Below are 20,153 nucleotides of genomic sequence, written 5' to 3' on the forward strand. Positions count from 1 at the left end.
ACGCCATGCGATGGAATGCTCTCTTCGAGGACCTTGAGGCCCAGATAGCCGAGGCCGAGGTCCTGAACCGGGAAGCCGAGGTGGCCGAACGATCACGTGCGGAGTTGGCTTCCGTCGAGCTGGCCGAGCGGCTCCGGGGATCGCTGGGCCGGCGAATCGGCGTCCACCTTGCGTCAGGCACGGTTTTTGCCGGCATGTTGAGCCACGCGGGTGCGGAAACCCTGGTCATAGACGAACCCGGGCACCAGGTGCTTATTCCCTACGCGGCCGTGGGGCACTACGTGGGCATCGGGAGGTTCGCTGTCGGCGAATCGTCAGTGGTGCGCCGGAAGGTGGGCCTGGCAAGCGCGCTGCGGATCCTGGCGCGGGACAGGGCGGGACTGACCGTCGTGATGGCGGCGGGAGACGTGCGCATCACGGGCGTAATTGACAGGGTCGGGCGGGACTTTTTTGACCTCGCCATGACCCATGAGGGCGAGGCGCGCCGGGCATCAGGTGTCACGGACGTCGCTACGGTCCCGTTCCGGGCGCTGGGCGCACTGCGATCGATACGGGGCGGCGAGCTCTAGCCGGCCCGGAGATTCAGACCGACTTGGACTTGGCCTCTTCGATCATGCGGCTGGCCTCGGCGTAGCGCTCTTCAATGTACTGCTCGAGCATTTTCTCTTCTACGCGCCACTGACCGCGGCCGCCGACCTGGATTGCCTTCAGCTCGCCGCTGCGGACAAGTGCGTAGGCCGCGGGCGCGTTGATCTGAAGTTGCTCGGCTACATCTGCAAGGGTGAGGAAACGGGGCATAGTCCCATTCTGCCACCGTAGGCACTTGATGATGCCGTTATCCACAGTTTGATGATGTTTGCCCCTGTGACTTCCGGTTTGGCTAAGGATGCCGTAACAATGATCATGACCGGCGCGAACTGGGCGCCCGGCGCGTCAAGGGGGAGCAGTACGCATGAGTGTCAGTGCCACGGCCATGGGAGCCCGCCTCAAGAAGCCCTCCTGGAAGGACCCGCGGCTCCTGGTCGGCGTGCTGCTGGTTCTTGCCTCGGTCGTCGGAGTCATCTCGCTCGTCGGCAGCGCGGATCAGACCACCGAGGTACTGGCCGCCCGTGAGGCGATTGCCGTGGGACAGAAGCTCACGCCGGACAACGTGAGCCGGGTCAAAGTCCGGCTGGGGGACGTGGAACAGCACTACATTACGGCGGAGTCAGGGATGCCTGAAGGCATGGTCGCCGTGCAGCGGATCGGGAAGGACCAGCTACTGCCCCGGGAAAGCCTGGGCAGCGTGGATGCCTTGGACCGTAAGCCCGTAGCCATCACTGTTCAGGAGGCGCTGCCTGAGCAGGCGGTGGCCGGCACACGCGTCGACGTCTGGGTTTCGTTACCCGACGCGCGAAACGGATTTGCCGAGCCGCGGCTGCTGCTGCCGGGTGCTGAAATCGCCCAGGTCACATCAGGTTCAACTGCGCTGGGGTCCTCAAAGTCCACGGTCCTCATGGTCCTGGTGGGAGACGGACAGATGCCGGCTATCCTCGGGGCGCAGGCCAACGAGGCCAAGATCTCCGTCGTGTGGAATCCCGGGGGCGGCGCCAAGTGAGTATCCCGGTCGTGACCGTCGGGCAGGCCCAGGAGGATCTGGTCGGGGGACTGGAGAGGCTCCATGGGCCCGTCACCGTGGTCCGGCGGTGCACGGAGTTGGCGGAGCTGCTCGCGGCCTGCCAGAGCGGACTGGCCCGGGCGGCCGTCGTGGCCGAGGGGACTGAGGACCTGACCGCTTCCCTCGTGGACAGGCTAGGCGCCGTGGGCGTCGCCATCGTCGCCTTGACCGACAGCACCGAGGAAGCCTCCAGGCTCCGCGGCATCGGCGTCACTTCGGCGGTTTCCACGGTCGACTCCGCGGCGTTGGCCGAGCGAATTTCCGATGCGGTTTCCCAGCTCACGGGCAACCGACTCACGGGCAGCGGGCTCACCGGCGTCGGGCTCGCCGGCGTGAAGCAGCGTGAGCATGGATTTGCAGAGACCGGTGCGGCCTTGCGGCCCGAGACCGACGACGCCGACCCTGTTCCCGCGGTGGCCGGCACCGGCAAGATCGTGGCCGTGTGGGGACCCGCGGGCTCGCCGGGGCGGACCCTCGTGGCGGTGAATATCGCGGGCGAGCTTGCTGCAGCGGGAAAATCCGTTCTCCTTATCGACGCCGACAGCTACGGGGCCAGCGTGGCCGCGGTTCTGGGATTGCTGGACGAGGCAGCGGGCCTGGCCCAGGCATGCCGGTTGGCGGACCAGGGCCTGCTTGACCGCGAGACGCTGCTGCGCGTTGCCCTTCCCGTTGCCGCCACGGCGGGAAGTTTCCGCGTCCTGACCGGCATTACGCGGGCGGACCGTTGGACCGAGCTCCGTGCCGCCGCGTTGGCGCTTGTCCTGGAGCGGGCCAGGGAAGTGGCCGACGTCGTTGTCGTGGACACCGGCTTCTGTCTTGAAGCCGACGAGGAACTGAGCTTTGACACGATGGCGCCGCGGCGGAATGCCGCCACGCTCCGAAGCCTGGAAATGGCCGATACCGTTTTCGCCGTCGGAGCCGCCGATCCCATCGGCGTGCCCCGGCTGGTGAGGGGACTGGCGGAGCTCGAAACCGCAGTTCCGGGCGTAGCCCCGGCGGTCGTGATGAACAAGGTGCGTGCCACTGCGGTCGGCCGCTCGCCGGAACGGCAACTCCGTGAGGCTTGGGACCGGTTCGGGCCGGGAACCGGCATCAAGGCCTTCCTTCCGTCGGACCCGGGCGCCAGCGACGCCGCGCTGCTTTCGGGGTCGCTGCTGCTTGAAGCGGCACCGGATTCGCGCCTGCGCGCCGCCATCGCCAAATTGGTTTGTGCACCTGCCCAGCAAAAACGCGGATCCTCTGTGTTCTCTTCCACAGCAAAGCGAAAGCTAAGGGGTTAGGCTCACGTTGAGGGCTGCAACGGTGCGGCCGTGAACTTGTGATGGAGGCGTTTGTAGATGTCGTCTGGGTCCAGCGTGGAGGATCAGTCCCGTTCCTTGGGAGCCGAAGAGGGCTTCTTTGCGGACTACTATGAGCACCTCGCGGAGGAGGACGCCCGCGCGTATCCCCGTGAGCTTCTGACCGTCCGGGCTGACATGCACCGGCAGGTTGGAGCCATACGCCAGCCCGGAAAAGCAAACATCTCCATCGTCGATGAAACCGATCAAAGCGTGGTGTACATCGTCACTGATGACATGCCGTTCCTCGTGGACTCCGTCAACGCCGAGCTGGTCCGGCAGAATTCGGCCATTCACCTCGTACTCCACCCGATGTTTGTGGTCACGCGCAACCGCCAAAGCAATGAGCTGGTCAAGGTGAACCGCGTGCCGTCGAACATCGGATTCTCCAGTGGCGATACGGCAGCGCTGCCCAGCCTGTCGCACCTGATTGCACAAGGCGACAACGCCTCCCACATGGAGTCCTGGATTGCCGTGGAAATCGGCCGCGCGAGCGATGAAGCAAAGACGCAGCTGAGGGACGGCCTGGAACGTGTCCTCGGCGACGTCCGCGCAGCGGTGGAAGACTGGCCGAAGATGCGCAACAAGGCACTGCAGATTGCACAGGGCCTGGACAAAGTGGCCCATGCCTCACAAATCGCTGAGATCCGGCAGGCCCAGGACCTGCTGCGGTGGCTTGACGAAGGCAACTTCACTTTCCTGGGCTACCGGGAGTATGACCTCGTCAACGAGGCTGGCGAAGACGTTCTGGAACTCCGGGAGAGCAGCGGCCTCGGGCTCTTGCGCGCGCACGACGACACCCGCCACATCCAGCACCTCACTGATGCGGGCCGGCGGAAGGCACGGGAGAAGCGCGCCCTGGTCATCACGAAGGCAAATTCGCGCTCGACCGTGCACCGGCCCGCCTACCTCGACTACGTCGGCGTGAAGAGTTTTGACGCCGCTGGCAACGTGAACGGCGAACAGAGATTCATCGGGCTCTTTGCCACGAGCGCCTACACGGACTCCGTCAAGAACATCCCCATAGTCCGCGAAAAAGTCGACGCCGTTCTCCGCGGTGCGGGTTTTCCGCCCGATTCGCATTCCGGGAAGGACCTGCTGGGCATCCTGGAGACCTACCCCCGCGACGAACTCTTCCAGATCGAGATTCCCGACCTCGCCGCAACGGCCACCGGAATCCAGAGGCTGCAGGAACGCCGTCGGACACGGCTCTTCCTGCGTCCGGACATTTACGGAAGGTTCATGTCCGCCGTCGTGTACCTGCCGCGTGACCGGTACACAACGAATGTCCGGCTCCGGATTGAGCAGGAACTTCGCGAGACCTTCCATGCTGAGTCCATTGACTATGAGGCGCGGATGACGGAATCGGCGCTCGCCCGCCTCTTCTTCCGGATCCGGCTGCCCAAGGGTGCCGATGTCAGCCATGTCAACGCTGATGCCCTCGAGAAGCGGCTGGTCCGGGCCGCGCGCTCCTGGGGCGAAGGAATCAGCGAGGTGCTGCGTGACCGGCGCGCTGATGACGGGACCAAGGAGCTTGCCGCCCTCTGGGCGGAGGCCTTCCCTGCCAGTTACCGGGTGGACTACGAGGTTGAGGACGCGCTCGAAGACATCACCCGGTTTGAAAAGTACGGGGCCGCAGCCGAGCGGATGACCGGGGCGACCCAGGAACGCCCCGGCGTCCACGTCTATCTGCCCGAGGGCGCGGGCGCAACACTCGAAGAGGACGCCCGGGTCAAGCTCTACATGCTGGAGCCCAAGAGCCTGAGCCAGATCCTTCCTTACTTTCACAACCTGGGTCTCGAAGTGCTGGATGAGCGGCCCTTCGAGATCGAGACCGCTGACCGCAGAGACTTCTTCCTGTATGACCTGGGACTGAAGTACCCGGCCGGCGTAGAGCCGGTGTCCACCGGGCAACTGCTGGCGGATTCGTTCGGCGCGGCCGTTTCGGGAGCCGTTGAATCCGACAGCTTCGACCGGCTCGTGCTGCGTGAAGGCATGATGTGGCGGCAGATTGTTGTCCTGCGGGCCTACGCCAAATACATGAGGCAGATGGGCAACACCAACTCCTTTGAATTCATGGCAGACACGCTGCTATCCAACCCCGAGGTCACCCGCGGGCTCAGCGCTCTGTTCGAGGCACGATTCGATCCGGCGCTGACGGACCTGGAGCGGACTGAACGGCAGGAAAAAGTCCGCGCTGAGCTGTCGTCGTCCATCGAAGCGGTGGCGACGCTGGATGCGGACCGTGTCCTCCGGACGTTCACGAACCTGATCGAATCGACGCTCCGCACGAACTTCTACCAGGACAAGCCGTATGTGAGCTTCAAACTGGACCCTGCCAATATCGAGGGCCTGCCCTTTCCCCGGCCCAAGTTTGAAATCTGGGTCTACTCGACGCGGGTCGAAGGCGTGCACCTGCGCTTCGGCAAGGTGGCGCGCGGCGGCCTCCGCTGGTCCGACCGGCGGGAGGACTTCCGGACGGAAATCCTGGGGCTGGTCAAGGCCCAGACGGTCAAGAACGCGGTCATCGTTCCGACGGGCGCCAAGGGAGGCTTCTTCGCCAAGCGGCTGCCCGATCCCGCAGCGGACAGGGCCGCGTGGATGGCCGAGGGCATCGAAAGCTACAAGACGTTCATCCGCGGATTGCTGGATCTCACCGACAACCTGGTCACGAGCGCCGACGGTGAACGGCTAGTGCCGCCCGGGGACGTCGTCCGGCACGACGACGACGACTCGTACCTGGTCGTCGCGGCGGACAAGGGCACGGCCACGTTCTCCGACATTGCGAACGGGCTCGCAGCAGAATACGGCTTCTGGCTGGGCGATGCCTTCGCCTCCGGCGGATCGGTGGGGTATGACCACAAGGCGATGGGCATCACCGCCCGGGGCGCCTGGGAGTCGGTCAAGCGCCACTTCAGCGAGCTGGACCTGGATACCCAGTCCGAGCCGTTCACTGTGGTCGGGGTGGGCGACATGTCCGGTGACGTCTTTGGAAACGGGATGCTCCTCTCCAGGCACATCCGGCTGCTGGCCGCCTTCGACCACCGGCATGTTTTCCTGGATCCGAACCCCGACGAGGCCAGTTCCTTCGCCGAACGGCAACGGCTCTTCGAGCTGCCGCGGTCGTCGTGGGATGACTACGACAAGGGGCTGATCAGCGAAGGAGGCGGTGTCTACCCGCGCCAGGCCAAGTCCATTCCGGTTTCCCCGCAGGTCCGCACCGCCCTCGGCCTTCCCGAGGACACCACCCAGCTCAGCCCGCCTGAACTTCTGCGGGCCATCCTGCTTGCGCCGGCCGACCTGCTCTACAACGGTGGCATCGGCACCTACGTCAAGGCCAGCACCGAGACCCACGCCATGGTCGGCGACAAGGCCAACGACGCCATCCGGGTTGACGGACGCGACCTTCGCGTCAAGGTGGTGGGCGAAGGCGGAAACCTTGGCATGACCCAGCGGGGGCGTATCGAGGCGGCGCTGCAGGGCGTCATCCTGAACACGGATGCCATTGACAACTCTGCAGGTGTCGACTGCTCGGACCACGAGGTCAACATCAAGATCTTCGTGGACCGGATGGTCGCCGCAGGCAAGCTCGACGCCGGCGAACGTGCCGGGTTCCTTTCGTCGATGACCGACGAAGTGGCGCGTCTCGTCCTGGAAGACAACATCGATCAGAACATCCTGCTGCTCAACGACCGTCAGAAGGTGGCGGAATGGAGCCCGAGCTACGAACGGCTGATGGACTGGCTGGAAAAGACGGCGGACCTCAACCGCGACCTTGAAGCCCTGCCTTCGACCGTCGCCCTCCGCGAGCGGCTCGAACAGGGGCAGGGGCTTACTTCTCCTGAGCTGTCCGTGCTCGCAGCCTATGCCAAGATCGAGCTGGCTACGGCGCTCCGCGACAGCGATCTCGCCGACGACCCCTGGTTCCGGCGGACGCTTCGGCAGTACTTCCCGAAGCAGCTCCGGGAACGGTTCGACGCCGAACTGGACACGCATCCGCTGCGCCGCGAAATCATTGCCACGGTCGTCGCCAACGACATGATCAACATGGGCGGCATCACCTTCGCGTTCCGTACCATGGAGGAAACGTCGGCGAGTGAAGTCGCGGTGGCCAAGGCCTTCGTTGCCCTCCGCGAGGTTTACGAGCTGGACATCATGGTGTCCGAACTCAATGACCTTCCGGCGTCATTCCCCACCGAACACTGGAGCACGGTCCACCTCGACATCCGGAGGCTCCTGGACCGGGCCGTCCGCTGGGTTCTGGGCCAGGAAACCGCCTCCCGCCCCATCGCCGACATCGTCGACGAGTTCAAGCCGCTCATGGATCCGATGCGTGCCCGGCTCCTGGACTATGTGCGCGGCGACGACCGCGACCGGGTGGCCGCATGGCTTGAAAAGGCACGGGCTTGGGGGCTTCCTGAAGACCTTGCCCACCGCTGGGCCGAACTCTTTGAGAGCTTTGTCCTCCTGGACATTGCGAAGATCGCCCACTCCCGCAAGGAGTCGGCGGAAGACATCGCCCACGTGTACTACACGGTGTTTAACCGCTTCCATGCCGACTCCCTGCTCGAAAGGATCAGTTCCCTGCCGCGGGCGGACCGGTGGCAGGCGCTTGCGCGCGCCGCGTTGCGGGACGACCTGTACTCGACTGTGTCGGACATGACGACGGCGGTGCTTGAGTCCACTGACGCGAGCTTGCCGGCCGAGGATCGGCTCAAGGCGTGGGAGGCACTGAACGCGGAGCAACTGGGACGGGCGAAGAGCATGTTCGACGAGGTCAATGCCCTCGAAGCGGACGATATGGCGTCGCTGTCGGTAGCATTGAGGCTCTTGAGGTCAATCGTCCGACGCTAGGCATTGGCACGGCGTCGAAAACTGGAGGTGCAGTGGCAATCTTTACGGACCCCATCAGGGAACATGCTGATTTCGGGCCGGGGGATGCCGAGTGGCTGCACCTCCTGGTGGGCGACTGGCAAATGGTGGCCGACCTCGCATTTGCCGACCTCGCCCTCTGGTTTCCGCATCCGGATTACGGCTACGTGGCACTGGCCCACGTGCGGCCCTCCACGACGCATACGGTGTTCCATGCCGACTTCGTCGGGGAGGGCATCCGGTCGGATCTTCAGCCGCTGGTCGACAAAGCATGGGCCAGCCGCACTATAGAGCGTTCCAGTGAGACCAACTGGAGCAGCGACATGGCGTTGCGGGTGGAGGCGGTGCCGATGGTCAGGAACGGCCGCACCCTGGCCGTGGTCACCTCCCACATGGATCTCTCCAGTTCGCGGATGCCGTCCCGGCTTGAGCTGACGTACCGCCAGTGCGCCTATGACCTGCTCCGGATGGGCACACTGGGCCTCTGGCCCGACTTCGCCTCACCCACGGGCTCCCGCCGCGGGGCGCCCCGCGTGGGCGACGGTCTGATCCGCCTGGATGCCGAGGGGATCGTGCAGTATGCGAGCCCGAACGGGGTGTCCGCATTCCGGCGCCTCGGCGACGGTGAATCGCTGGAAGGCCGCTCGCTGGCGGAAGTCACCACAGGATTGCTGAGGGACCGGCGCATGGTGGATGAGACCCTGCCGCTCGTCGTCACCGGACGGATGCCGTGGCGCAGCGAGATTGAATCCCGGGGCGTCAGCCTGTCGCTTCGCGCCATTCCGCTCCGCGATGAGCAGCAGCGGTTCGGGGCGCTGGTCCTGTGCCGCGACGTGTCCGAGCTGAGGCGCCGTGAGATGGAACTCGTCACCAAGGACGCCACCATCCGGGAGATCCACCACCGCGTGAAGAACAACCTGCAGACCGTAGCTGCGCTGTTGCGGATGCAGTCCCGCCGGATGGTCAGTGATGAAGCAAAGCAGGGGCTTGAGCAGGCGATGCGGCGCGTGGCGACGATTGCGCTGGTCCACGAGACGCTGTCACAGGGCCTGACCCAGAGCGTTGATTTTGATGAGCTGATCGGACGGCAGTTCCGTCTCTCAGCCGAAGTGGCCTCGCCGTCCCAGCAGGTCAGGACGCAGAGGTCGGGGGTTTTCGGTGAGCTTCCCAGCGACTTTGCCACTCCCTTGGCGCTCGTGATCAACGAGCTGGTGACAAACGCCGTCGAGCACGGACTGGAAGGGCGGACCGGGACGGTCTGGCTTCTCGCCGACCGTTCGGCAGGCGACGACGGCGAGGAGCTGCTGACCGTCACCGTGGCCGACGACGGTGTTGGCTTGCCGGACACGCCGCACGTGGAGGGCCTTGGGCTTCAGATTGTCCGTACTCTGGTCACCAGTGAGCTGGGGGGCACCATCCAGTGGAAGGCCCGTGAGGGCGGCGGTACGGCGGTCCAGATAGTCCTCAGCCTCGCAAGCCGCTGAGGCGCGCGCCCCGCGGCGAGTAAAAATCCACAAAAAGCGACGGCCGCGGACCTTGGGTCCGCGGCCGTCGCCGAATCTGTTGAAGTGCCGTACTAGGAAGCGCGGCGGGCGCGGGCCGCCCGGCGCTTCAGCGCCCGGCGCTCGTCCTCGCTCATGCCGCCCCAGACACCGGCGTCCTGGCCGGACTCCAATGCCCACTGCAAACATGTGTCCACGACGGGGCACCTGCGGCAAACGCTCTTGGCCTCCTCAATCTGGAGAAGCGCCGGCCCGGTGTTGCCGACCGGGAAGAAAAGCTCCGGGTCCTTGTCGAGACACGCTGCGCGGTTACGCCAATCCATGCTGATCAGTCACTCCATTCCTGGGAAGTCATTTGCCACTTGTGAAAATATTCACTAGGGCCTACATAGGAAAGGGGCCCCGAGGGCCCCCTTGGTCATCTGGATCAAGCGTTTCATGTTAACGCTGTGTAAACAAGGGGTAGTGGTGCACGAAATCCCCCGGAAACGTGAGCGATGCATCACACCCTGCATCGCGCCGGAGGGCTGCCCCCACCGTCAGTTGACTATGTCGGGTAGTGTGCCAGTGTGTCAAGACCCCCAGGTGGCCCCTCCGATCCGTCCCCCGAGCCCGAAGGCAGCGGCTTTCCCGACCGTGAAAGCGGCTCGGAGCGGCCCGCGTACGCCGGGCCAAGGCCGCGGGCGGTCGCGATCATTTCGGCGATCGTTGCAGCCGAGGCCGCGGCACTGTTGGCCGCCGCCGCCTGGTACGGTTTCCAGCTCGTGGCCGGAGCGCCGGTCCTGTCCTTCTGGGGGGCCGTGTTTACGCTTGCCCTGCTGTTGGCATTCGCTTCCTGGTTGTCGGCCGTTGCCGTGTTTCTGTACCGGGGCTTCCGCTGGCCGAGGGCGGGTGCCCTGGTGGCCCAGCTGTTCGTGCTGACCATCGGCTTCCCCACGCTCACCGGCGGCTATCCGCTGGCAGGAGCAGCGATGCTCATCCCCGCGGCGGTCGCCATCGTGCTCCTGTTCGACAAGCGCGTCATCAGCTTCGCCTCCCGTGCCGCCGGTGCGCCCCCCGCGCTTTGAGCCCGGGCCCGGCACGGCGACTGGAACGGTGACTGCGCGAGCGATGAGTCAGGGCTGATTGAGCGTGCCGGCGGCCCCTCCGGATTCATCCGACAGCCGGCGGCCCTCCGGCTGACGGCCCGCCCGCTGACAGCTCCTCTGGACGGCACGCGGCAAGCTGAACCGCCATTGCCCTGCCGTCCGCGAGGAGGACGGCGCGTCCCGGGGGAGGATTCGGTTCCAGCTCATGCCTCAGCCCGAAAAGGTCGCCGTCCATGGGACTGCGCGGCGCAATCAGGATGCCGCTGCCGCAATTGCGGGCGGCCAGGGCAAGCGGGACGCGCTGCACCAGGGCCGGGCCGAAGCCGGCAGCCATGACGACAGTCCGGCCCAAGGCATTCAGCTCCAGCAACAGCTGGTGGGTGGCGGCAGGCAGCAGGTCTGCGTCGTCCACGACCAATACCGCATCCTTGGCAAGCACGCCCTTGGCGGCCGCAGCATGGGTCTCCGCCCAGTAGTCGGCCGGGTTTACCCCCGGGGCCGGGAGCAGCCAGCCCGCCACCCCCGGATTGAGGGCCGGCACCGTACGCAGAAATGACGACTTCCCCGAACCGGCCGCGCCCAGGACGGCAAGGGCGCCGCCGCACGGAACCCGCACGGAGACGGGAGCCAGCTCATCCCCACCCACGCCGATCCACAGCTTCAGGTTTCGCGCGCGCCCCGTCTGCCCCGCATCAGGAGTGTCCGGACCGGGCGTGCCCTTCGGGCTGCGAATCCGGGCGAGCAGCTCCGCCAGCGGGACGTGCAGGGGCAGGGGATCCACTCTGAAAGGCCTCGTGCGGGGGGACTCCTGCGGCAGGACTTCGGGGCCGGGCAGGCCATCGCGCGTGTAGAGCTGGCAGACGCTGCGCCGGTTCCCCGCGAGCGCACCGATCGCGACGGCGCGGCCGGGGACCGCCGGAACTTCAGGCATCTTCGGCCACGCCAGCCTGCTCTCTTCGGTGGCGCCTCGCGGAAAGTAGATCCGGTTGGGGACGGCGGAAAGGAAACGTGCGGTCACAAGCTCACGGTCTCCTGAAACGATGACGGCAATGCCGGCGCCGAGCCCGTCCCGGACCAAGCCGTGAACCAGGTCCTCGGCCCACAGCAGCTGGCCCGCCCGCAATGCGGAAACCCACGAGCCCCAGCCCGAAATCGCCAGTACCAGGGGAGTTGCCGGTATGGTCGCCGTCTGGCTCAGCCGCCGTGACATTTCTTCGCTCAGCCGTTCCAGGACCCGCACGCCACGGCGCAAGTCATGGAGATTGACGACCGCGCCGGCCCGGCACGAAGACGCCAGCGCGGCGTACGAGCCGTCGGCATCGAGGACGTAGAGGTGCGACTCCGTTGAATGGGTCACGAGCTGATCCAATGTGAGGGATAGTGCGTCGGCGGGATCAGCTGAGGTGCCGCCGATCAAGGCCAGATGGCCATCGGTCCCGGGACGCCAGTTGAGCCCGGCGAGGCGCTGTTCCTCGGGCAGGTCCAGCCACCCCAGCTCCAGGCACCAGCCGTCACCCCGCGGTGCCGTGGCGTCCGGCAGATCACCGGCGGGCCCGGCAGCCGCCGTCCCGTTCCTTCCCCGGGGCGGACAGGGCAGTACGTCGGGGAGCGGCATCGCCACGGGGCTGCGGACCGCGGCGCCGCCCAGCGCTTCCCACAGTGAACCTGTCAACGCCGCAATCGGCGTCACCGCTGCGGCCGGAGTCTGCGGCGGTGCTGCAGTCCCGTCGCCGGCAGCCGCCGACGCCGGCATCTCCAGCGCCTCGCAGGTCCGCAGCACGGTGACTTCGCAATCCCGCGCATCGGGTGGAGCGCCTGAGAGGCTCGCCGACTGAAACTCCTCCGGGGCTTCGGTTCCGCGCGCCAGAAACGCCCGGCCTGGCGTTTCAACGGCAATGCCGGCCGCGGCGTTGGTTCCTATGACGTCGGCAGACTCGTGGGCGGACTGCATGCGGAGGGCGATGCTGGTGGTGACGTTGGCACGGATATCTGCCGTGAGCGCGCCCTGCGGCCGCTGGGTAGCCATGACCAGGTGAATCCCCAGCGACCGGCCGATGGCCGCGATCCTCATCAACTCGCTCAGCGACTCCGGCGCATCCTCCACGAGGATCCGAAACTCGTCGATGATGAGGATCAGCTGGGGGAGCGGGTGCTCGTCGGCCGCCTTTGACAGTCGATAGGCTGCCAGGTCGGGAGCAGCGGCCGCGGCCAGCATTTGCTCCCGCCGGCGGACCTCGGCGCGCAGCGATACCAGCGTGCGATCGAGTTCGCCCCTGGTTAGGTCCGTGAGCATGCCCACACAGTGGGGCAGGGCCGCCAACGGACCCAGCCCGGACCCGCCCTTGAAGTCGAAGAAAAGGACATTCACCCGGTCCGGCGGGAAGCTGAGGGCCAAAGCCGCGGTAAGGGTCCGGAGCAATTCCGACTTCCCGGATCCGGTGGTGCCCGCGATGAGCACATGCGGACCGCCGGCCTCCAGATCCAGGAGCCGCACACCGTTGGCGCTGCGACCGATGGGAACAGTCAGGCCCGGCATCAGCCGGCCGCCGGCCCAGCGCTGGGCCGTTCCGGCCGCAGACGCCTCCAGAATGTCGGTGAGCGGACACGTGGCCGGCAGGGACGCGCCAGAATGTGGGGCACCTTCATGGGCGTGGCCGGATTGCCGGCAGTAGCGGTCGAAGACATTGAGCGGAACAAGATCGGGAACGAACCGCCGGGTTGATCCAGCGGAGCGAAACCAGGCCCGGCGCTCGCCGAGTTCAATATCGGTGTCCGCCGGGCGCGCACCGCGGTCCGTGAAGTGGATCAGCCGCCAGCCATGCCGCCGTGCGCCCTCGATCAGCCCGGCATCGGAAATGCTGGTCGCCGTGCTGCCGGCGATCAGGAGCACCCCCGGAACGCCTGCCGCAGCGGGATCGTCCGCCAGGACCGCCGCTGTGATCCCGGCCGCCGCATGCAGGGTGACGGCCGGCAGGTACCGCGCTGTCAGCGGCAGGACGGAAGCCGGTCCGTGAACCACAATCCGGGTCCCCCGGGCCAGCGGATATCCGGTGAGCTGCATGAGGACTGAGCGCATCATCCCCTGCACTTCCGTGTCCGGTCCCCGGACTGTGACAACGGGAACCCCAGGATCCAGAAGCAGCGGCACAGCTCCGAGGCCGGGGAGCCGGAAGTCCGGATCCTCAGGCTCAAACCGGACGTTGGCCAGTTGGTCTGCCGTTCCCAGCCGGAGCCAGACGCCGGAGGCCGCCCGTTGGGCGTCCTCCGGTGCCACCACGCTGGGCGAGTACAGTGCCAGCTCCGCGGCCGACGGCGCGGACCGTCGTCGTCGTTCCTTATCTCTTGACGCTGCCGCCGAAACTGCCGACCGCAGTTCGCGGCGCCGCCGCCGTCCCGCGACGACGGGGACCATTACCGTCACTGCCGATATGGCAGTGAACGCCAAGAACATCCACATCCCGGTCGCCAGTGCCAGCCCCACTCCGAGAGCGAGAGGCAGCCCGGCGCCGAGAAGGAGAGCCGCCCGGCTGCCCTGCTCAGCGGCGCGCGGAATCTTCAGGGGCTCCGCCACGGACAGTCCGGCGGAGCCCAGGTGAGAGTCTCGTGAACCCGGCGGCCCCGAAACCAGGACTGACAGGGTCGAGTTTCCGCACCGGATGAGTGAGCTGGTGGAAATGACGGCGTTCCTGACGCGTTTGCCATCCACTTCCGTACCGTTGACGCTGTCAAGGTCCAGAATTGTCATGGCCGTGTCCGAAACCTCGATCCTGGCGTGTTCCCGGGACAGGTCCGGATCCGGGATTGTCAGTTCCGCGTTGGTACGTCCGATCCGGTAGCTTCCGCGGCGCAGGGGCAGAATCGTCCCAGCACCCGGGCCGCTGTGCACGGCCAGCAACAAGGCAGCGGAAGCATCCGGGCCCGGCCTTGGCCTCGCCCGCATCCGGCGGCCGTCGACGAGGACCGCCCCGTTGACGAGGGGGACCTCGCCGACCGTCATGGCGTCGAGCGCCAGACCATTCACCGTCAGCTCGCGCGTTCCGAACGCGCGGGCCACCGCACGGTCCAGTTCCGCGCCCGGGCAGCCGGGCCGCACCCGGACGGTCAGTTCCACAGCCGCATCGGAGCGCACCGCCCCCGGGCCGCGGACCAAAGTGCAGTGCAGGGTCACCGGCTGGTCCTCCGTTCTTCGGGGCAACTTAGGCCCCACGCTAGCGCCGGCGCCGCCGTGACGGCTCGCCTGAATCCGGCTATGTGGATAACCGTGCACAGCCGCTCGCTGCAACCAGCCGGCCCCGTCGACGGGGAGTAGCGGAGTCGGCGTAAGGACGGGACAGCGGATAGTGTTAAGCAAAACCGGGTGCGGCAGCGTGGCTGCCGCCTGCCAGTCATGAGAGAAAAGGCTTCAGAATCGTGAAGATTGCTGTAATTGCGTTGGGGAAAATCGGGCTGCCGCTGGCTGTCCAGTTTGCTTCCAAGGGCCATGATGTTGTCGGCGTCGACGTCAACCAGCAGGTCGTGGAGCTGATCAACGCGGGCACGGAGCCGTTCCCCGGCGAAGCCCACCTGCAGGAGAAGCTTTCGGAACTCGTGCCGGCAGGCAAACTCCGCGCCACCACCGATTACGCCGACGCCGTGCCCGGCGCAGACGCCGTGGTGCTCGTTGTGCCGCTGTTTGTTGACGCTGAAGCGAAGCCTGACTTTGGCTGGATGGACGGTGCAACGGCTGAACTGGCCAAGCACCTGACGCCGGGAACCCTCGTGTCCTATGAGACAACCCTGCCAGTCGGAACCACGCGCTCACGCTGGAAGCCTGCCCTTGAGGCCGGTTCCGGGCTGGTCGAGGGCGAGGATTTCCACCTTGTCTTTTCCCCGGAGCGGGTCCTGACGGGACGCGTATTTGAGGATCTGCGCAAGTACCCCAAGCTCGTCGGCGGCCTGTCCGAAGCGGGCGCGGCGAAGGCCGTTGAGTTCTACGAATCCGTGCTGGACTTCGACGAGCGTGCCGATCTCCGCAGGCCGAACGGCGTCTGGGACCTGGGGTCCGCGGAGGCGTCCGAGCTGGCCAAGCTGGCCGAGACGACGTACCGGGACGTCAACATCGGACTGGCCAACCAGTTCGCGCGTTTCGCCGCCACGGCCGGCATTGACATCTACCAGGTCATCGAAGCCTCGAATTCCCAGCCCTACAGCCACATCCACCAGCCGGGCATTGCCGTCGGTGGCCACTGCATCCCCGTTTACCCGCGCCTGTACCTCTGGAATGATCCGGAGGCCACCGTCGTCCGGGCTGCCCGCGCTGCCAACGCCGACATGCCGGACTACACGGTGGGCCTCCTCGAAGGTGCGTACGGTGACCTGACTGGCGCCCGCGTCGTTGTCCTGGGTGCCGCGTACCGCGGCGGCGTGAAGGAGACAGCCTTCTCCGGCGTCTTTGACGCTGTCACGTCGCTTGAGAAGCGCGGCGCCGAGGTGTCGGTCCACGACCCGCTGTACACGGATGCGGAACTGGACAAGCTCGGCTTCGCGGCGTACCACCTTGGAGAGCCCGTTGATGCGGCCGTGGTCCAGGCCGACCACGCCGAGTACAGGGAATTGTCGCCCGCTGACCTGCCGGGCATCAAAGCGTTTATTGACGGCCGTCGCGTGAGCTCCGCTGACCGGTGGGCCGGGGTCACCTACCGCGTCATTGGCAAGGCCTGACCGTCTTGCTGCTGCGGCCCTGGCGGGCTGCGGCGTCAGCACTCTTGAGAGGAACCAAACTATGACTACGACCATTGCTCCGAGCGCCGACGTTTCGGACCAGGCAATACTCGGCGAGGGCACGAAGATCTGGCACCTTGCCCAGGTGCGCGAACAGGCCAACCTTGGCAAGAACTGCATCGTGGGCCGCGGCGCGTACGTCGGCACCGGCGTGCAGATCGGTGAGAACACGAAGATCCAAAACTACGCCCTGGTCTACGAGCCGGCCAAGCTCGGCAAAGGGGTTTTCATCGGCCCTGCAGTGGTGCTGACCAATGACACGTACCCGCGTTCCGTCAGCCCGGACGGCTCGCTGAAGAGCGCCCACGACTGGACGCCTGTGGGCGTCACCATCGAAGACGGCGCCTCGATCGGTGCCCGGGCCGTGTGCGTCGCGCCGCTGACGGTCGGTCGCTGGGCAACGGTTGCGGCCGGCGCCGTGGTCACCAAGGATGTCCCGGCGTTTGCCCTCGTGGCGGGCGTCCCTGCGCGCCGCCTCGGGTGGGTCGGGAAGGCAGGCGAACCGCTGCGGCAAGAGGGCGCCTTCTGGGTGTGTCCTGTCACCGGCGCCAAGTACATTGAAGACGGAAATTCCCTGAAAGAATCTGAGGAGAACGCATGAGCTACGACTTTATCCCTGCCGCGAAGCCGATCATCGGCGACGACGAGCGGGCCGCCGTCGACGCCGTTCTGGCAACAGGAATGCTCGCCCAAGGCACGCAGGTCGCGGAGTTCGAGAAGGAGTTCTCCGAAGTTCTCCTGGACGGCCGCTCCTCCGTAGCCGTGAACTCCGGCACCTCCGGACTGCACCTTGGCCTTCTTGCCTCCGGCGTCGGACCCGGCGACGAAGTCATCGTTCCCTCCTTCACTTTTGCCGCAACCGGCAATTCCGTCGCGCTGACCGGTGCCACCCCCGTGTTTGCCGACATCGAACTGGACCACTACACGCTGGACGTGGACCACGTGGCCTCCCTCATCACGGACAAGACCAAGGGCATCATGCCGGTCCACCTCTACGGCCACCCGTTCGACGTCGAGGGCTTCACCAAGCTCGCTGCGGAGCGCGGCATCGACCTCTACGAGGATGCCGCCCAGGCCCACGGCGCCAGCTTCAAGGGGAAGAAAGTCGGAACGTTCGGCAAGTTCGCCATGTTCAGCCTGTACCCGACCAAGAACATGACCTCCGGCGAGGGCGGCATGGTCTCCACGCCGGACGCCACCGTGGAACGGAACCTGCGGCTCCTGCGGAACCAGGGCATGGAAAAGCAGTACGAAAACGAACTCGTCGGCTTCAACGCCCGGATGACGGACCTACACGCCTCCATCGGGCGCGTGCAGCTCAAGAAGGTTCTCGGCTGGACGGAACAGCGCCAGCAGAATGCCGCATTCCTGACGGACAACCTCGAAGGTGTGGGCACGCCCAAGGTCGCCGAAGGCGCCTCGCACGTCTACCACCAGTACACGATCCGCGTCACCGAGGACCGCGACGGCCTGGCCAAGGCCCTGCGCGAGGAGTACAACATCGGCACCGGCGTGTACTACCCGGTCCCCAACCACCGTCTTCCCTCGTTCAACCGCACCGAGGACCTGCCCAACACCGAAACCGCGGCCCAGGAAGTCCTGTCCCTGCCGGTCCACCCGTCCCTGAGCCAGGCAGACCTGGAACGCATCGTCACGGCGGTCAACAAGCTCGTCCAGGCAGGCGCCTGATGGGAAACCTTCGCGTTGGCCTGATCGGCCTGGGAATGATGGGCCGTCACCACGCCCGCGTGATCCGGGAGCTCGACGGCGTTGACCTGGTGGCCGTCGCGGATTCCTACGGGGATCCCCACGGCGTTGCCGGCCAGCTGGGCTTGCTGTCCTCCGTTGAGGAACTCATCGCCGCGGGCATCGACATGGCAGTCGTTGCCGTGCCCACCGGACTGCACGAGGAAGTGGGGCTGGCGCTGGCCGAGGCCGGCGTCCACACGCTGGTCGAAAAGCCCATCGCCTCGACCACCGAAGCCGGGCAGCGGATGGTTGATGCGTTTGCAGCCAAAGGGCTTGTCGGCGCCGTCGGCCACATCGAGCGGTTCAACCCCGCCCTGCAGTCCCTGCGCAAAAGGATTGAGGCCGGCGAGCTCGGCGAGGTCTACCAGATCGCCACCCGTCGCCAGGGGCCGTTCCCGGCCCGGATTGCCGACGTCGGCGTGGTCAAGGACCTCGGCACGCACGACATCGACCTGACGGCCTGGCTGGCCCAGAGCCGGTTCCAGTCCATATTTGCCCACATCACCACCCGCAGCGGCCGCCCGCACGAGGACATGGTCGCTGCCACCGGACACCTCGAAAACGGCGTCATCACCAACCACCTGGTCAACTGGCTTTCCCCGATGAAGGAACGCCTGACGATTGTCACCGGTGAAAAGGGGGCCTTCGTGGCCGACACCATCACCGCCGACCTGACGTTCTTCGAGAACGGGACCGTCGCCACTGAGTGGGAATCGATGGCCGCCTTCCGCGGAGTCTCCGAGGGCAACGTCACGCGCCTTGCGATCCCCAAGCCCGAACCACTGCGGACCGAACACGAAGCTTTCCGCGACGCTGTCCTCGGGCTGCGGAGCGACGTGGTCACCATGCAGGAAGGTCTGGACACCCTCCGGGTCGCCGAAGCCGTGCTGGAATCAGCCACGAGCCGGCAGATCGTGGAGATTGCCGCTTCGTGACTGACAAGAGACCCCTCAAGGTCACCGTAGCCTCACGGCTGTTCACGCCCGAGGTGGGCGCGGCATCATTCAGGCTGCAGGCGCTGGTGGACGGACTGGTGGCAAACGCCGCGGAGGTCAGTGTGCTGACCACGCGGCCGCCACACGGCTCGCCGGCCTTCACGGCGCCGTACAAACTTTCCCGGTGGCCGGTGCTGCGCGATCCAGGCGGCAACGTGCGGGGCTACGTGCAGTACATGAGCTTCGATCTGCCGGTATTCTTTCGTCTGTTGTTCTCCCAGGCGGATGTCGTGGTCTCCGAACCGCCGCCCACCACGGGGGTCATGGTGGCCTTGAGCTCCGCGCTCAGGCGCAGGCCGTTTGTGTACTACGCGGCCGACATCTGGACTGAAGCATTGTCCGCCACGGACGTGCCGGGCATTGTCATCCGAGTGATGAGGGCTGCCGAAGGCTTCGCGCTGCGCCGTGCCGCCAAGGTCATCGCCATTTCCGACGCCGTCGCGGAGAAGGTCGAGCAGTTTGGCGTCTCCGCGGACCGTGTAGTTGTCGTTGGAAATGGCATTGACACGTCCGTCTTTGGTCCGGCCGGCGAGTCTGCCGGGTCCGGCGATCCGTACTTCGTCTACACGGGAACCATGTCCGAGTGGCAGGGCGCGGACATCTTCATCCGTGCGCTGCCGGCAGTGTTGGCCGAGCACCCCGGCGCCAGTATCCGCTTCTTCGGACAGGGGGCCGATGAGCCCCACCTGAAGGAACTCGCGGAGAAGACAGTTCCGGGCCGCGTGCACTTCGGCGGAGTCATTCCTCCGGCTGAAGCGGCGCGCTGGATCCGCGGGGCATCGGCGGCTCTGGTCAGCATCAAGCCGGACCAGGGCTATGACTTCGCGAAGCCGACCAAGATCTATGCCGCCGCCGGGTGCGGCACCCCTGTGATCTTCGCCGGAACCGGCGATGGCGCAGCGCTCGTCGACGACAACGGACTCGGCGAAGCGGCAAAGTACGACGTTGACAGTGTTGCCGGAGCCATGCGCCGCGTCCTGACATCTCAAAACAACGGCGACGACGACGGCCGGGACGCCAGGGCCGGCTGGGTGGAGCGGCACGCGTCGCTGGCAAACGCCGGTCGGCATGCTGCCGCCGCAGTTCTGGCGGCGGCGAGGTCCGGGCGGTAAAGGGTGGTCAGGGAAGCGCCACGGGCTGCTTTTTCGACGGCCGGCACGGGCTCCGGAGCCACTCGGCCCGCGCTCCGCAGC

14 protein-coding genes are annotated in these 20,153 nt (G+C 66.3%); 11 read left to right on the forward strand and 3 right to left on the reverse strand.

Annotated features, from left to right (window positions below; genetic code table 11):
- Positions 1-5 precede the first annotated feature (5 nt).
- Positions 6-569, forward strand: coding sequence for a hypothetical protein (locus ASG92_RS21625; protein ID WP_056633805.1), 564 nt, complete (start codon positions 6-8; stop codon positions 567-569).
- A 13-nt stretch (positions 570-582) separates the two neighbouring features.
- Here the strand turns inward: ASG92_RS21625 and ASG92_RS21630 are convergent, their stop codons facing one another.
- The gene (locus ASG92_RS21630) at positions 583-798 is read right to left on the reverse strand and encodes a helix-turn-helix domain-containing protein (protein ID WP_056633210.1); all 216 of its coding nucleotides are present in this window, start codon (positions 796-798) and stop codon (positions 583-585) included.
- Positions 799-952: 154 nt separating this feature from the next.
- Between ASG92_RS21630 and ASG92_RS21635 the strand changes: the two genes are divergently transcribed.
- The 4 genes from ASG92_RS21635 to ASG92_RS21650 are packed head-to-tail and all read left to right on the forward strand — an operon-like array spanning position 953 to position 9,350.
- Entirely contained in the window at positions 953-1,597 is a 645-nt protein-coding gene (locus tag ASG92_RS21635; RefSeq protein ID WP_056633213.1) for an SAF domain-containing protein, read from the forward strand.
- Entirely contained in the window at positions 1,594-2,937 is a 1,344-nt protein-coding gene (locus tag ASG92_RS21640) for a chromosome partitioning protein (protein ID WP_056633216.1), read from the forward strand. The genes ASG92_RS21635 and ASG92_RS21640 overlap by 4 nt, the downstream gene beginning before the upstream one ends.
- A gap of 57 nt (positions 2,938-2,994) precedes the next feature.
- The gene (locus tag ASG92_RS21645; protein ID WP_056633220.1) at positions 2,995-7,848 is read left to right on the forward strand and encodes an NAD-glutamate dehydrogenase; all 4,854 of its coding nucleotides are present in this window, start codon (positions 2,995-2,997) and stop codon (positions 7,846-7,848) included.
- A gap of 32 nt (positions 7,849-7,880) precedes the next feature.
- Positions 7,881-9,350, forward strand: coding sequence for a PAS domain-containing sensor histidine kinase (locus ASG92_RS21650; RefSeq protein ID WP_056633223.1), 1,470 nt, complete (start codon positions 7,881-7,883; stop codon positions 9,348-9,350).
- 92 nt (positions 9,351-9,442) lie between these two features.
- Here the strand turns inward: ASG92_RS21650 and ASG92_RS21655 are convergent, their stop codons facing one another.
- Complete coding sequence (locus ASG92_RS21655) at positions 9,443-9,691, reverse strand: WhiB family transcriptional regulator (protein WP_003804966.1); 249 nt, start codon at positions 9,689-9,691, stop codon at positions 9,443-9,445.
- A gap of 246 nt (positions 9,692-9,937) precedes the next feature.
- On the opposite strand from ASG92_RS21655, the gene ASG92_RS21660 reads away from it, so the two are divergent.
- The gene (locus tag ASG92_RS21660; protein WP_082579653.1) at positions 9,938-10,435 is read left to right on the forward strand and encodes a hypothetical protein; all 498 of its coding nucleotides are present in this window, start codon (positions 9,938-9,940) and stop codon (positions 10,433-10,435) included.
- An 85-nt stretch (positions 10,436-10,520) separates the two neighbouring features.
- Here the strand turns inward: ASG92_RS21660 and ASG92_RS21665 are convergent, their stop codons facing one another.
- Entirely contained in the window at positions 10,521-14,624 is a 4,104-nt protein-coding gene (locus ASG92_RS21665) for an FtsK/SpoIIIE domain-containing protein (RefSeq protein ID WP_082579654.1), read from the reverse strand.
- A gap of 242 nt (positions 14,625-14,866) precedes the next feature.
- Between ASG92_RS21665 and ASG92_RS21670 the strand changes: the two genes are divergently transcribed.
- The 5 genes from ASG92_RS21670 to ASG92_RS21690 all read left to right on the forward strand — a co-directional run bounded on the left by ASG92_RS21670 (position 14,867) and on the right by ASG92_RS21690 (position 20,072).
- Positions 14,867-16,156 carry a nucleotide sugar dehydrogenase gene (locus tag ASG92_RS21670; RefSeq protein WP_056633230.1) on the forward strand — a complete coding sequence of 430 codons (1,290 nt, stop codon included), beginning with the start codon at positions 14,867-14,869 and terminating at the stop codon, positions 16,154-16,156.
- Between the two features lie 61 nt (positions 16,157-16,217).
- Positions 16,218-16,817: an acyltransferase gene (locus ASG92_RS21675; protein ID WP_056633233.1), complete on the forward strand. Its 600-nt coding sequence runs from the start codon at positions 16,218-16,220 to the stop codon at positions 16,815-16,817.
- On the forward strand, positions 16,814-17,905 hold the full coding sequence (locus ASG92_RS21680; RefSeq protein WP_056633236.1) for a DegT/DnrJ/EryC1/StrS family aminotransferase: 1,092 nt from the start codon (positions 16,814-16,816) through the stop codon (positions 17,903-17,905). Before ASG92_RS21675 ends, ASG92_RS21680 begins: the two co-directional genes overlap by 4 nt.
- Positions 17,905-18,900 carry a Gfo/Idh/MocA family oxidoreductase gene (locus ASG92_RS21685; protein WP_056633239.1) on the forward strand — a complete coding sequence of 332 codons (996 nt, stop codon included), beginning with the start codon at positions 17,905-17,907 and terminating at the stop codon, positions 18,898-18,900. The genes ASG92_RS21680 and ASG92_RS21685 overlap by 1 nt, the downstream gene beginning before the upstream one ends.
- Positions 18,897-20,072 (forward strand): glycosyltransferase family 4 protein, encoded by a 1,176-nt coding sequence (locus ASG92_RS21690; protein ID WP_056633242.1) that lies wholly within the window; start codon positions 18,897-18,899, stop codon positions 20,070-20,072. The genes ASG92_RS21685 and ASG92_RS21690 overlap by 4 nt, the downstream gene beginning before the upstream one ends.
- Positions 20,073-20,153: the final 81 nt, after the last annotated feature.

Origin of the sequence: Arthrobacter sp. Soil736, from assembly GCF_001428005.1 — a bacterium.
Lineage (GTDB): Bacteria > Actinomycetota > Actinomycetes > Actinomycetales > Micrococcaceae > Arthrobacter.